A 14,338-nucleotide genomic window follows, 5' to 3' on the forward strand; every position below is an offset into this window, starting at 1 on the left:
ATGGATAGTATGAGAAAAGCATATACAGAAAAATTCCCGGAAAATTTTTTATGGGGTGGAGCTGCTGCCGCAAATCAAATTGAAGGCGGCTGGGATGAAGGCGGCAAGGGGCGTGATTTTACTAGCTATTGTGTAAATGGCATTATGGATTGGAATCCTATGAAAGCTAAATCTATGAACTATCATCCAGGTAGAGATTCTATTGATTTTTACCATCGCTATAAAGAGGATATAAAGCTTTTCGCAGAAATGGGTTTTAAGGTTTTTCGGACATCTATTCATTGGACGAGAATTTTCCCGACAGGTGAAGAAGCAGAGCCTAATGAAGCAGGTTTGGATTTTTATGATCGCTTATTTGATGAACTCTTAAAGTATAATATTCAACCATTAATCACTATTTCACATTATGAGATGCCGGTAACTTTAGTTGAAAAATACGGAGGGTGGCGTAGCCGCAAGCTGATCCCACTTTTTGAGAAATATTGCGAAACTATTTTTAACCGTTACAAAGACAAGGTCAAGCTTTGGTTGACCTTCAATGAGCTGAATAATATGCGGAGAAATCCGGAGTATGTTGGTGGAATTATTCCAAAACCTGGTGAGAATAAGATGCAAGCTATTTATCAAGCTAGTCATCATATGTTTGTAGCCAATTCAAAAGCAATAAAGCTATGTCATGAGATTATTCCAGATGCTAAAATTGGTGCTATGTGTTCCCTGAGTAATATTTACCCTCATAATTGTGATCCAGTAGCAGTTTTTGAGACGCAAGACTGTCGTCGTCGCTCTTTATTTTACCCAGATGTAATGTTTAAAGGTTACTATCCAACGTACATCAACAGACTGTGGAAAGAGCATGATGTCGATGTCAAAATGGAAGAGGGGGATTTGGAACTTATTGCTCGATATCGTAATGAGTTTTTGGCATTCAGTTATTATCGAACAACGACTCATGAAGTAGGTCAACCATATTTTGGCGATACAGGCGGTGATTTTGGTTCTCCAAATCCGTTCTTGGAGACTAGCGATTGGGGCTGGCAAATTGATCCATTAGGGTTTCGATTTACCCTAAACGAATTGTGGGATCGCTATCAGGTTCCTTTATTCCCTGTTGAAAATGGTCTTGGAGCAAAAGATATAGTTGAGGATGGAAAAATTCATGATGAGTATCGAATCAGTTATCTTCACGACCATTTAGTTGCATTGAAAGAAGCGATTAAAGATGGCGTAGAAATCATGGGATATGCTTATTGGGGACCCATTGATATGTTGTCAGCTGGAACATTTGAAATGGCTAAACGCTATGGATTCATTTATGTGGATAAAGACAATGAAGGGAATGGGACATTACAACGACTTAAAAAAGATTCATTTGACTACTATAAACAAGTTATTGAATCCAATGGAGAGCAATTAGAGCTACCTGAAAAGCTGTTGCGTTAGTATTATGCAGTATTGTGCTTTAATAGAAAAACTTAGAGACGAACATTTCTGCTATCAATACAATACTTGAATAGGATAGAGTAATTTTTCTTCCTTTAGAAAAAATTGTGTACCAACAATCAATTGAGCATCGCTTTATTTGAAAATAAGAAGACCACACGGAAAGTTAGTTAACCACAAAAAACTCCCCACTAAGACAACGACGATCATTGTTTTAGTGGGGAGTTACTTTCTGTAGCTAAAGCAGTTCTTTGGGTAGCAAGGGAGGTAGAACAGCTTCAGCAAAATAACTAGTTGAACTTAGGACAAATTCCAGCAGCGCTTATTTCTTCAAATCATACATTTGGACGATTTCGGCAGAGGTGTAATCTGCCAAGGCTTTTGAGGCATCGATTTTTTGATCAAGCGCTTGAACTGTAAGGGCATCGCCAACAAATCCATCGTAGTCGGCTGGTTCTAAAATAAGAATATTGGCAACGCCGCCGGAAGATTCACCTAGAACAACATAGCGATTTGCGTTAATTTCATATGCTTTTCCAACCGCATCTGTGATAGTGCTCGTTGCGTCCTTTGAATAAAGGATCGGAAGCTCGCCATCAATTTGTTGTAGCGCAGTAAATTGATACTCTTCATTTTTTTCTGTGACAGACTTCAACGCCTTTTGTTTTAGAAGCTGTTCCGCCTGATCCTTTGTCAAAGCCAGTGTTTTTGTTGAAGCAACCCATTTACCTGTTACTGCTGTCACTTGATTGATATCGGTTTTGTGTTGCTGTGCAAGAGAGTCCAGTTTCCCAGCATCACTATCTGCTAAAATGATCCCATAAACTTCTTTGTGCATAAATTTCATCACCATGGAGTAGCCGCCATAGGCTAAAGCGCCAATAACTCCTAGTGTTACTAACGTTAGTACTAATTTTTTCATTGGTTCACCAATCTTTCTTAAGTATATGTCTATTGTATAGAGGGTCATTGAAAAGGGCGTGCTTTTCTTCGAACAGCGAACGAACATTTTTGTCATACTGTTTGATAGGTAAAGTGAATCAATTGCTTTAACTGAGGTTTAATGGTAAAAATTGAAGAGAATGTCGAGCGCATTTAATAAAAGAATCGTGGGAGTGGGTATTGGGATATGGTGTATATTTCATTGATTCTGCTGGTATTTGGCGGATTGATACTATTAAAAAAAGGAAGAAGTTTTATTGGCGGGGTCGCCTTTGTGACAGGTGGCTTTTTTCTATTGCTGTTTTTGCTCTATTTGATTTTGGATAAGGTGGCAGGTGTTTCATCATTAGCAGAAAGTCTTGTGTTTATTGGTGTTTATGCTGTTGGGTTTTGTTTGTTTTTAGGTGTCTGTCTTTATTTTATTACTAATACACATATAATGAGCACCAAGGAAGGTCGGTCTGTCACAGCAAAACTTTCGGCCGGATTAGGACTTAATATTCTGGTGGTGGTTCCTCTGGCTGCTTATCTTTTGGCAATGGGGCCTCCTCTTAAAATACCAATGGTCATTTCTATTTTGATTTTTACTTTTTTACTGGTCGATTTTTTATTTACATTGTTCTTTGCAGCTTACCTGGTCTATTCTTGGTTCTGTCAAAAATTTCCGATAAAAAAAGCAATCGATTATATCATTGTGCTGGGCTCTGGGATTCGCAGTGAAGAAGTCCCACCTTTGTTAAAAAGCCGTTTGGATAAAGGGATCGAGTATTATAATAAAAATCCGAGAGCGGTATTTATCGTTAGTGGGGGCCAAGGGGCAGATGAACCTGTTTCAGAAGCTTATGCGATGCGGAAATATTTGCTTTCTCAGAATATTCCTGAAGATAAAATCATTTTAGAGGATCAGTCTCGAACAACTTTGGAAAACATGAAATTTTCTCAGGAAAAAATTTTTGCACATTGGCAGGGCGAACGCAAACCATTTGTGATTTTCACGACGAATAATTATCATGTGCTGCGAGGTGCACTGTATGCAGGAAAAGTTGGTTTGAAAGCAGAAGGTGTAGGTGCCCCAACTGCGCTATACTTTTTACCTACAGCATTGATACGAGAATACATTGCGTTGTTGATCCACTATAAATGGTTGACTGGTGGTCTCATCCTCCTATCCCTCATTTTTACCACTGTATCGTTCCTACCTATTTAGATAGACTAAAAAAGATTTTTTGGCTGATTGACCGAAGAATCTTTTTTATTATAGGAAGCTGAAAAAAGGGACAAGAGCGAGAAAAGTGGTAAAAACATTTTTAAATGAATAAAACAGTTGCTTTTCCTGCCAAAAAGGAGTATTCTAATCAGTCCCATGTTTTTTATCGAGAATGCCTTTTCTAAGAAGTCAGATCGCTTGGCTTTTACACTTTGGCAGTCTAAAAAACAAAACGACGAGGAGACAGTATTTCTCATATCTACAGCTGTCGAAAAATAAAGGAGCGTGCCGTATGTCCATCACAGAAAAACAAATGGAAGAGCAGTATTTAAAAAAGGTTTATACGAAGCTGTTGGAAACAAAAGAAGAGCTGGAAGAGCTTTTGGACAATGCCAAGCAAGATGGCATTAACTCGTTACACAATATGACGAGTGATGTGAGTCTTAACTTTGAGAATATCACTGATAATTTGGATACCTTTGCCGTATTGGAGATGAAGAATCGTGAAATCGATCAGATGAATATTCGTTTGCAGACTGCTACGACACTACTTGAAAAAGTGAAGCGGTTATTGGCAGCACCTTACTTTGGGAAAATCACGGTTGATTTTCTGGATGATGAGGAGCTGGAGGATTTTTATATCGGTATCAATAATTTTGCGGATGAAAGTAGTAATAATCTGATTTACGATTGGCGTTCGCCGATTGCGGAGCTTTTTTACAATAACACGATTGGCCCATCTTCTTATTCTGTTCATGACAATACGATCGATGTAGCTATTGAAAACAGACGTCAATTCATCCTGGAAAAGGATCAGCTGATCAAGTTCTTTGATACCTCGATTGCGATTCAGGATGATGTTCTTCTGGAAGCATTGGAACAGGATTCTACCAATGAAATGAAGGACATTACATCCACGATTCAGCAAGAACAAAATGTGATCATTCGTGATACGAAAAATAAAAATATTTTAGTGAATGGGATTGCCGGAAGTGGGAAGACTTCCACAATCATGCAACGAATCGCTTATCTCTTGTATTTATATCGTCAAACGATCACCGTTGATAATATCTTGATTCTGTCACCGAATAGAAAATTTATCGAGTACATTTCCAATGTATTACCATCTTTAGGTGAAAGAAACCCATTGAATTTGACGATGCTGCAATTTGTTGAGCGAATTTCATCTGTCGAGATAGAAAACGAACAGGTTTATTTCCAACGAATCAGTGGAGAAGCACATGACAAGAACGCGGATATCTTGCGTAGTAAGGAATATGTTGCGCATATCAAGCAGTCTGATGACTTGTTCCTTTCAACAGATGCCTTTCTCAAGGATTTGAAGCGAAAGGGAAAAACAATCATTTCGAAAGAGAAAATTGCCGAAATTTATCATGCGACACCTGACTATTCTAGACTTATCGATAAAATACAGGCGACAAAAAAACAGCTTAGCAGTTATTGGGAAGGTCGTTTACTCAAGCAAGCGAAGAGTACGGAAATCCAAAATCAGATCCTATCTTTATCTGAAGAAATGCAGCAGAAATACTTTGGAGAAATCATTTCAGAAGAGACGGAGAATAAGCTGTATTTTTACGGAAAAAAACTACTTCGTAAAAGATACCGCAGTATTACTAAGGGGATTGAAGAAAATGCATGGCTAGATATCGGCTTCTTCTTTGATAAAATATTTGAAGCGTATGAAGGCCATTCATATAGCTTTATGCATACTGACACTTATACGTTAGATGAGGCCGTTGTATTACAGACAATCCAACATAATTTGATCGAAAAAATTGAGGTTGAGCCGATGCGCTTTATCTTGATCGATGAGGTTCAGGATTATACGCCTGCTCAGCTTAGTTTATTGTTCGACCTATTTGAAAAGAGTGCATTTACGATGGTGGGCGATGAGAACCAAGCTATCTTTAATTCCAGTATTTCCTTTGAGAAGATCGAAGCAGCTTTTGATGAACGAGGACTTAGCGTGCAACGCTATGACCTGCTTTACAGTTATCGTTCCAGCGGTTCGATCACAAAAGTATTTAGCAAGCTCGCAACAGACAATAAGAAGATGGACATTATACCGATAAGAAAAGATGGTGCAGAGCCGGTCTTCCAACAATTTGACTCAATGACAGATTTTGTGGGGCTGTTGAAGGATAGTGTTCAACAGCTTGATGGAACGGATTCGAAGCTGACCGTTATTACGAAAAATGAGACAGAAGTCGAAACGATCAAAGCTGCTTTGACGGATAGTGAACTGGATTCCTTGAAGGTCACGATCTTGCCAATCAGCTTGTCGAAAGGGTTAGAGTTCGATCATGTGTTGCTTTATGATGTGTCGGCTGAAAACTATGCAACAGACAGAGAAATCAAGATTCTGTACACAGCAATTTCTCGTGCAATGAAGCAGTTGTTTGTGACCTATAGAAAAGAGCTGCCAACGCTTCTTCGATGAAGCGGAAATGGGCTGTGTTAAACAGGTATGGGGCATTCTTTCTGATGATAGAAACTTCTATAGGTGTTTGCCTTAGCCTTTTTCCTACGATTAGTCAAGAGGAAAGTGGGATAATTAGTTAGGTTCGCTGTAACTACAGGTTATCCGCTTTTATCAATGCGAAACCTGTCTGGATTGTTCGGTACGCGCCCAATGTAAAAAGGCAACATCAAGCCATGCTCGAGTTATTCAAAAAATCGAAAGTGGTTGTCTTATAAAGGACAAATGAAGCAGCTACTTTCAGAGGAAAAGACTGGAGCCATTTATCGTCGCAGAAAAATAGATGTAGAACCTGCCTTCGGATTCTTGAAGGCTATTTTGGGTTTTACTCGTCTTTCAGTCAGAGGCAAAGAACAGGTGAAAAATGAGTTGGGCTTTGCCTTGTTGGCAGTTAACTTAAGAAAACTGACAGTTTCCCAAAGGGAAACGATTCAAAAGAAAGAGAATAACAGAAAAAAGAAAGAATCAGCTTGTTTTTTCTACAAGTAATAATTCTTTCTTTTTTTGCTTGTATAACTTATGTTTCAAGCTCTTGCTCTGCGGCTGTAAGCCTCTATTATCGGCCAGAGCCTGAAAGGCTCACTGAAGAAAAGGTCTCCCACGTGTACCACATTTACTCACAGCTCCTTAAAGGAGCTCTTTTCTATTTCTTCCGATTTTCTTTTCTTGTAAACGGATCAACCTCTTCGAATAAGGTTAGCTGGTCTGCTACGAAGTCCTCTTGAAGTTGATTACGAATATATTCTTATTTCTCCCTATCGTATCCACATAGTATCCTCGACACCAAAACTTTCGATTGCCATAACGATACTTCAAATTGGCATGTCTGTCGAAAATCATTAAGCTACTTTTTCCTTTTAAATAGCCCATAAATTGAGAGATACTCAATTTTGGTGGTATGCTCACTAGCATATGAACATGATCTTTACAGGCATTTGCTTCAATGATTTCTACACCTTTTTTTCACATAGTTCTCTGAGTATTTCACCTATACTTGTCTTGTATTTTCCATAAATAATTTGCCTTCTGTATTTTGGTGCGAATACCAAATGATACTTACATTTCCATACAGTGTGTGATAGACTTTCGTTAACCTTTTTCATAAAGGTACCTCCTAAACTTTTTGATGTGGTGGTCGGGAAACCAACTTCATCTTAACAGTTTGGGAGGCTTTTTTACTACCACGCTGGAAGCTCTCCGGAACCTTTAGCATAGTTAGGGTTTTTCAGAACATACAAAAAAACCTCCAAAAGTTAGATATTCAATCTACCTTTTTTGGGGGCGGCTCACTATTTGGTTATTTCATTGAGTTTCTTTATAAATCTATACCACAGTCCTAAAAAAGTCTAATTTTTTAGCACAATAAATGGTTTGAGTAACAAGCGTTGTAATTCTTTTTATGTTGATAGTCAATATTGCAAAAAAAAAGAGACATATTGCAATGGACTCACATTTCATAAGTCAGATGAAATATAATGAAAATATGGAAAAGAGATACATCTATATTTTGTAAATATCCATTTCGTAAAAGTATCAGTTTTGAGAAAATATCACTTTTATGTTTTAAGTTTTAATTAAATATCAAACTCATTTAAAATTTTAACTTAAAAAACAAGAATGGTCTACAGGTAAATCAATATTATTTTATCATTTTTTTATGTATTTTAACAAAAAATGATAAAATAATATTAATGATAACTAAAAGTTATTTTTTTAAAACATTTGTTTACTACATCAAATCAGCCGTCGGGATAGCCGTCAAATATTTACGTTAGGAAGTGGTCAACTTGGCAAAAAAGGGTGAGAACATTTACAAGAGAAAAGATGGACGTTATGAAGGACGTTACATCAAAAGTCGCTCAGAGAATGGGAAAATTATTTTTGGTTATGTTTATGACAGAAAATACAGTGTAGTAAAGAAAAAGCTCAACTTATTAAAATCACAGCACAACCATTTGGATCGAATACAACGAACATTTCAAGGCAACCTTGCCGATTGGCTACATTATTGGCTCGAATATACGGTAAAGAGAAGTGTCAAGCCCTCGACTCATACGGTTTATCTAGGACGAGTGAAAAAACATATTATTCCCTTTCTGGGCAATAAGAAAATGACGAAGCTTGATACTAGAGACATTAATGAATTTGTTCAACATCTACAGTTTCAACGCTTAGCAGCTACAACGATTCGGGGGATCATCACGGTTTTGAAATATGCGTTGAGTCAAGCGTGTAAAGAGAACTATTTGATGATCAATCCTTGCGAGAATGTTACGCTGCCCAAAGCAACAACAACAAGCATTGATGCGTTATCTATTGAACAGCAAAAGATATTGGAAGAATATGCGTTACAAGATACAGAATGCTCACCGGTTATTCTTTCCTTATACACTGGGATGCGGATTGGTGAAATAAGCGGTCTGAAATGGTCTGATATCGATTTCGAAAACAACGTGATCCATGTCCGACGAACACTGCTTCGAATCAGTTGTGAAGGAGAAAAAGCCCGAACAACATTGATTCTCGGTTCACCTAAAACAGATAGCTCTAAACGAAGTATTCCTCTAGCTGAGAATTTGAAGGACTATCTATTAGAAAATAAGAAGAATGCGACATCTACTTTTGTTATTTCCTGCAAAAACAGTTTTGCGGAGCCGCGTGTCATTAACTACCGCTTCAAGAAAATTACTGAAAAGTCTGGTTTATCCATCCATTTCCACGCATTGAGACATACCTTTGCGACTCGCTGTGTAGAGAAGGGGGTCGATATTGCTTCATTAAGTAAGCTCTTAGGACATGCGTCTATCAAGATGACGCTAGATACGTATACCGACTCTTTATGGGAAAATCGACAAACAGCCATTTCTGTTATTGACGCTGATCTGAATATTGATAGACCTATGAAGAAAGCTTCGTGAATCAATCGCGGAGCTTTTTTTCATTAGAGGATGAAGATTTTGGAGGAATATTATCTTGAAAAAAACATACTATTCTCTAAGTTTACAGGCTAGTTCTCTTTTATCTAGGTGACTCGAAAACTATGAATGTGTTGTTCAATTATATGAATTCAGCTAAGGCTCAAGCCTTCTTTTCTCAAAAATTAAAGTGAATAGTCATTTCTTAAAGAAAGTTTTAGTGGCAACAGTATAGAAAAGTAAATTAGAAGAATATAGGATTCCCAATGGAGAACAGTACTAGTTCTTTAATGCAGAGGCTCTAGCGGAAAGAGGGGAACATCAAGAACTAACTGCCTTGATAGAGGTGAAATAGTCAAAAGTTTATTCAATTATTACTTACTAACTGAACAAATTCGTTCAGTCTTTTTGTTACATTATCTGAAAGCTACAACTACTTTTTGAATGCAAACAGCCGTCAAATCGCCCGTCAATCTATTTTGTTTGGGTCATTTTCCATGCCTTTAAATCGGCTTTCTCAAAACTGATACTTTTAAGAAAAAACTGATGGAAAACAATATGCGAGCGTAGTTATAACAAAGAAAGTGTAATTCTTGATAGTAATTATAGCAGATATCCTCAAAAGTTAGTTTTAAAAGGCATTCAAAATTGGAAAAATAATTTTAAAAAATAAATGTAAAATTATACAAGGAGGAGAATGAGATGTATAACCTTGGTTTTGTATCAAATGGAAAATATCCTAATAATGAATACATAGAGGTACTGAAGAGAAAGACGATTTTCAACATAAAGAACATTTCTTCAGAACAAGCAATTGAAGGTAGTGGGGGCTTAGATGTGCTACTCATACAAAGTGGCTCTGCAGCAGATGTTGGCAATATCTGCGAATTACTTATTGAAATCAGAAAAAGAACAAATACGTTGATTTGGATTCTATCAGATAAATTGCCAAATACAACAAGAATCATTTTCCTTCAATTAGGAGCAGATGGTATTGTCACTAATCAAATTGAACCTGATGAGTACCTGTTGATTCTAAGGAACTCATTGAAACGATATGGCCTTTCTGAAGAAGTTGAAGAAAATCTGGACGATTTCAAATTGATTCCGAATAACTTGAGTGTTGTAATAGAAGGAAATCAGGAGATTAGTTTGACGAGGCTAGAGTTTAAAACAATCGAATTACTCTATGAAAAAAAATCCGAAGCCATTCCGTACCAAGCGATTTATCAACAAGTGTGGGATAACGATGGGGATGATGTGAAGAATTCCAATTACCGTGTAGCAAATCTGATTTTCCATTTGAGAAAAAAATTGGAAAAAAATCCACTTGAGCCAAAGTATATCAAAACGGTACGTTCAAAAGGCTACCTGTTAAATGTTTAGTTTCTATGGTATATGGAAAAGAGTCATGGCAGTTTCTAATTTAAAGAAATGACGGTGACGATTAAACTGTATTTCATTTTTCTACAAAAGATACATCTTAGTTTAACCAAACACAATATGGAAGCCTAAGTTTATCCGTTTGTAGAATTTGAGATAAATCGTCTGACAAAAAGTTGGACATCATTTTTGAGGAAAGGAGGAGAAAGATGAATTTTAGAAAGAAACATATTCTGTTCGCTACTCTAGTCACTATACTTGGTTTGTTTGGCTTCACTTATTTGCAAAATCAGTCTGTAGTGAAAGCTTCGAATGAAGAAACAGCATTCTATTCTCTTGAAAAGGTATCTGAATCAATGAATGAAGTCGTCTTTAATTTAAAAGTAGAAAATCCACAGCAAGGAAGCCAAATTACCTTAGCTATAGCGGAAGAAACTGCACGAATTCTATATGCAGAGGATATTGAAGAATATCTTTCTTTAGAAGATGCTAATAAGACTTCGGAACAAAAGATGAACATCGTTGATAGTGGAGATAAGAATCAAGTCACTGTTACTTTTAATGAATCCAATGAAACGTATGTAATACCGATCGTTTTAAAAACTGATTCATTGAATAAAACGATTAATGGGAGACTGAAAGTTATTAGTGAGGAAGCAGAGGTTGCCTCGGACTCTTTTAATTTGAGCTATGTTGAAGAAGTACAATCGGATGCTACAGAAGTTCCTGAAATAGCACCTTTTGCTGCTCCGGAAGCTAGAATTGCTACAGTAGTCACTGACTGGGCTGGGTTTATAGCTGCGTTGAATAATACTAGTGTTGATGTGATTAATCTTGGTAACGATATTCCAAGAGGATCAGGGACAGCACCTGGGACTATATCCAGAGATTTAACAATCAATGGTAATGGTCATAAGCTAGATTTTGGCGCAAATAACGGCAATGTGGCATTAGGAAATGTCGCTGGTACTCTGACACTTAATGATTTGACTATCACTAAATTAGGAGCAACTGGGATATTTACTTCAGGAACAAGTACGTCTGCTGTTTGGACCGTCAATTTTACAAATGTAGTAACCCCAGAAGATAACATTGCTCCGACAATTACAAGTCAGCGGGCTACAATTAATTTAATGGGTGAAAACAAATTATACTCTACTAATGATACAGTAACTGTTTTAAATGTTCACACTGCTAATGGAGCAAAAAGTCTGATTGCTAGTAATGATACAGGTGGCGGAAGTCTTGCCTGGGCTTTAGGAATTAATGATGGGGACCGCGGTGGCGGAACGGTTACAGTTGATAATGCGACACTTGAGCTTTATGGAAAAACTGTTTCTGGTATACGTCTTCGTTTTGGTGGGAATAAGTTTGTTGTTAGTAACAATGCAACTTTGAAAGCAGTAACTGATAGAAGTACTACAAATGCTGCTACTGTTCGATTCTCGTCTTCCGGTGACGGAAATGAATTCCATATCTCAAATAATTCTGTATTTGATATTCAACACTTAGATGGGAATGCTCCTGCGTTACGTTTGAATGGTAATAATTTTATTACCGAAGTAACAGGTGCTTCCAAGATGAATATCTACAATAAAGGAACTGGAAGCCCAATTGCCGACGCTAATGAAGCATTGAATTTACCAGGTAGAAACAACACCTACACCATTAGAGATAAAGGTAGTCGAGTATATATGATCGCAGATTCTGGACCTTCGATTTATGGTGGTGCTGGTGATTCAACAATCGATGTAGGACCTGAAACTGAATATATTGCTCGTGGGACAACTCCTGCTATCAGTAACGGTACATTCAATATGGGCGCAAGAGCAGCTGTGCTGATTGATAATCCTTATTACTATGATTTCGCCAATACACGATCCGGCGGAGGAAATATTTTCGCTTTAACTGGTAGTGCTGGAACATTTGTTGCGAAAAATACAGATGTCAGTGTATGGACAAAAGGGTCAAGAGTTTATATTGACAACCCTGTTTATGACTGGACCTTGATTGACTTTTCATTGACAGGTTCCAACTTAGCAACAATTTCAAGCTCTAACGATAGTGGATTTAATTCACTGTTTGGTGCGCCGAATAACTACTCTCGTATGAGTGGGAATAACGCCAGACCAGTAGTAGATGATCTGAGAATTCCAACAAATGGTGACAAGAAAATTTATGGACACGCTTCTGTACCAGAAGGTTTTGAAAACAACCGTGATGCATGGTCTGATGAAGTAACTGTATACGTAGTGGTAAGGAATGTTGATGGTTCAGTAGCGTACCCATTGACGGGTAAAACTATAGGTGCTCCTGGTAAAAGTGTCTATGGAGAAAATGCCAGAAATGGTATGTTCGAAATAACTTTACCAGATGGCAAGTTTTTGGAAACAGGTCAAACTGTTGAAGTAGTTGGTGCACATCGTACTGGTGCGAATAGTCTAAATGGTAAGGTACATGAAAGTTTACCTGAAGATATTCTGACAGGCGTTGTTAAAACAATTGATGTCACGCCACCAACACAAGCTGTTTCATCAACTGATTTAAGTAATGCGACGAAGCAAGTTACTGGTACTAGTGATGAAGACGGTGCGAAAGTATTTGTTAAAGTTAATGGAGCATGGTTGAAGGATGCATCTGACAATCTTGTAACAACGACTGTATCGGGTGGTCAATGGACAATCAATCTTCAGAGCTATTTGGCTGAAGGAGATAAAGTTGATATCTACTTGAAAGATATTCTTGATGGTCAATCAATTTTAACGAATAACACGAATTTAAAAGAAGTTGCTGCGGAAGAAGGAATTACTGATTTAACAACAATTCCAGATATCAAAGCATATTTTGGAGATAAATTTTATGCTTTACCAGCAACCTATACACAAGAGCCTGATGGTGTTTATGGAAACATCAGTGAAGAAGTAGATGGCTATGCGAGTTATTCCGGTTACCATGATGCAATTAGGGAGTTGAATGACGAGCGGTTTGATTCAGCTTTGCGTTTGACTGTCAAGGATGTTATTCCAGACAATCCCAAATTGACGAAATCTGTCATATCTAGCGGTGGAGCAACTACTTCTGTTGGGGATACATTGACTTACACTTTGAAAGTCAAAAATGATAAGACTAATTCAATGGATTGGGCTGACGTTGTATTAGAAGACACACTTGCTGAAGGGCTAGTTTTCAGTCCTGAAAACCACGGAATCACAATCAAGAAAATCGATGCTCTTGGCACTGAGACAGAGATTACTCTTGCAGCTGATGCATTTGAGTACAATGAAACGACACGTTTATTGTCCATCAATGTTGGAGACATTTCTACGCTTGCTGAATTCATTGTAACATTTGAAGTGAAAGTGAATAATAGCAAAGTCGGCGGAAATATTTCTAATAAGGTTGATGCAAAGGGATATTCACCACAAGAAGTACCATTTGTAGCAGGCCCGATTAATCCAGATGCTGATCATGCACGGATTACTATCGAATCGAACGAAGTAGGACTACCAGGTGGAGAAGTATATGGTGTTCTAGAGCTGATTTCAGCACCAAGTGTTATTGACTTCAAGAAGCACACCGTCGCAACGAATGATACACGGGTGGAAGAGCCGGAGTTAGATATGCCTCTGACCGTTTCTGACAATCGTGGCAATCTGACGAGTTGGACATTGACAGCGACCCTCACGAAGGAAATGGCCAATACGGGTGATACGACGAAAATCCTACGTGAAGCAATCAAATTCAATGATGGTACATCAGAAGAAGCGTTGGATGGTGAGGCAACGCTCATCAAGACCCACACGCATTCGGATGTCGGAGAATATGTTGTCAGTAATGAGTGGCGTTCCGGAGGAACGGGACTTAAGCTGGAAGTACCAGCTGGGTCTGTAAAAAAACTTGGACAATATCAGGCAGAAATCACTTGGCATTTAGGTGATACGCCTTAAA

At 37.8% G+C, this 14,338-nt stretch carries 7 protein-coding genes and 2 pseudogenes; 7 read left to right on the forward strand and 2 right to left on the reverse strand.

Going from position 1 to position 14,338, the window contains the following annotated elements; genetic code table 11:
* Positions 1-9 precede the first annotated feature (9 nt).
* Positions 10-1,443, forward strand: a complete 1,434-nt coding sequence (locus tag A5888_RS16105; RefSeq protein ID WP_086350808.1) for a glycoside hydrolase family 1 protein — start codon at positions 10-12, stop codon at positions 1,441-1,443.
* Between the two features lie 322 nt (positions 1,444-1,765).
* Here the strand turns inward: A5888_RS16105 and A5888_RS16110 are convergent, their stop codons facing one another.
* Entirely contained in the window at positions 1,766-2,365 is a 600-nt protein-coding gene (locus tag A5888_RS16110; protein WP_086350807.1) for a lipoprotein BA_5634 family protein, read from the reverse strand.
* Between the two features lie 207 nt (positions 2,366-2,572).
* Here A5888_RS16110 and A5888_RS16115 point away from each other — a divergent pair, with 207 nt between their 5' ends.
* The 3 genes and pseudogenes from A5888_RS16115 to A5888_RS21525 all read left to right on the forward strand — a co-directional run.
* Positions 2,573-3,592, forward strand: a complete 1,020-nt coding sequence (locus tag A5888_RS16115) for a YdcF family protein (protein ID WP_086350806.1) — start codon at positions 2,573-2,575, stop codon at positions 3,590-3,592.
* Between the two features lie 292 nt (positions 3,593-3,884).
* Positions 3,885-6,053, forward strand: a complete 2,169-nt coding sequence (locus A5888_RS16120) for a HelD family protein (RefSeq protein WP_086350805.1) — start codon at positions 3,885-3,887, stop codon at positions 6,051-6,053.
* A gap of 136 nt (positions 6,054-6,189) precedes the next feature.
* A pseudogene (locus A5888_RS21525) lies at positions 6,190-6,581 on the forward strand (transposase); the annotation flags it as partial.
* 154 nt (positions 6,582-6,735) lie between these two features.
* On the opposite strand, the pseudogene tnpA reads toward A5888_RS21525, so the two are convergent.
* Positions 6,736-7,195 (reverse strand): annotated as a pseudogene (gene tnpA / locus A5888_RS16130) (IS200/IS605 family transposase).
* Positions 7,196-7,879: 684 nt separating this feature from the next.
* On the opposite strand from tnpA, the gene A5888_RS16135 reads away from it, so the two are divergent.
* The 3 genes from A5888_RS16135 (at position 7,880) to A5888_RS16145 (ending at position 14,337) form a co-directional block, all read left to right on the forward strand.
* Positions 7,880-9,010, forward strand: coding sequence for a site-specific integrase (locus A5888_RS16135; RefSeq protein WP_339101702.1), 1,131 nt, complete (start codon positions 7,880-7,882; stop codon positions 9,008-9,010).
* A 699-nt stretch (positions 9,011-9,709) separates the two neighbouring features.
* On the forward strand, positions 9,710-10,393 hold the full coding sequence (locus tag A5888_RS16140; RefSeq protein ID WP_339101703.1) for a response regulator transcription factor: 684 nt from the start codon (positions 9,710-9,712) through the stop codon (positions 10,391-10,393).
* 206 nt (positions 10,394-10,599) lie between these two features.
* The gene (locus tag A5888_RS16145; protein ID WP_339101704.1) at positions 10,600-14,337 is read left to right on the forward strand and encodes a pectate lyase-like adhesive domain-containing protein; all 3,738 of its coding nucleotides are present in this window, start codon (positions 10,600-10,602) and stop codon (positions 14,335-14,337) included.
* Position 14,338 lies beyond the last annotated feature (1 nt).

It is taken from the genome of Enterococcus sp. 9E7_DIV0242 (assembly GCF_002140975.2).
In the GTDB taxonomy this organism is placed as follows: domain Bacteria; phylum Bacillota; class Bacilli; order Lactobacillales; family Enterococcaceae; genus Enterococcus_L; species Enterococcus_L clewellii.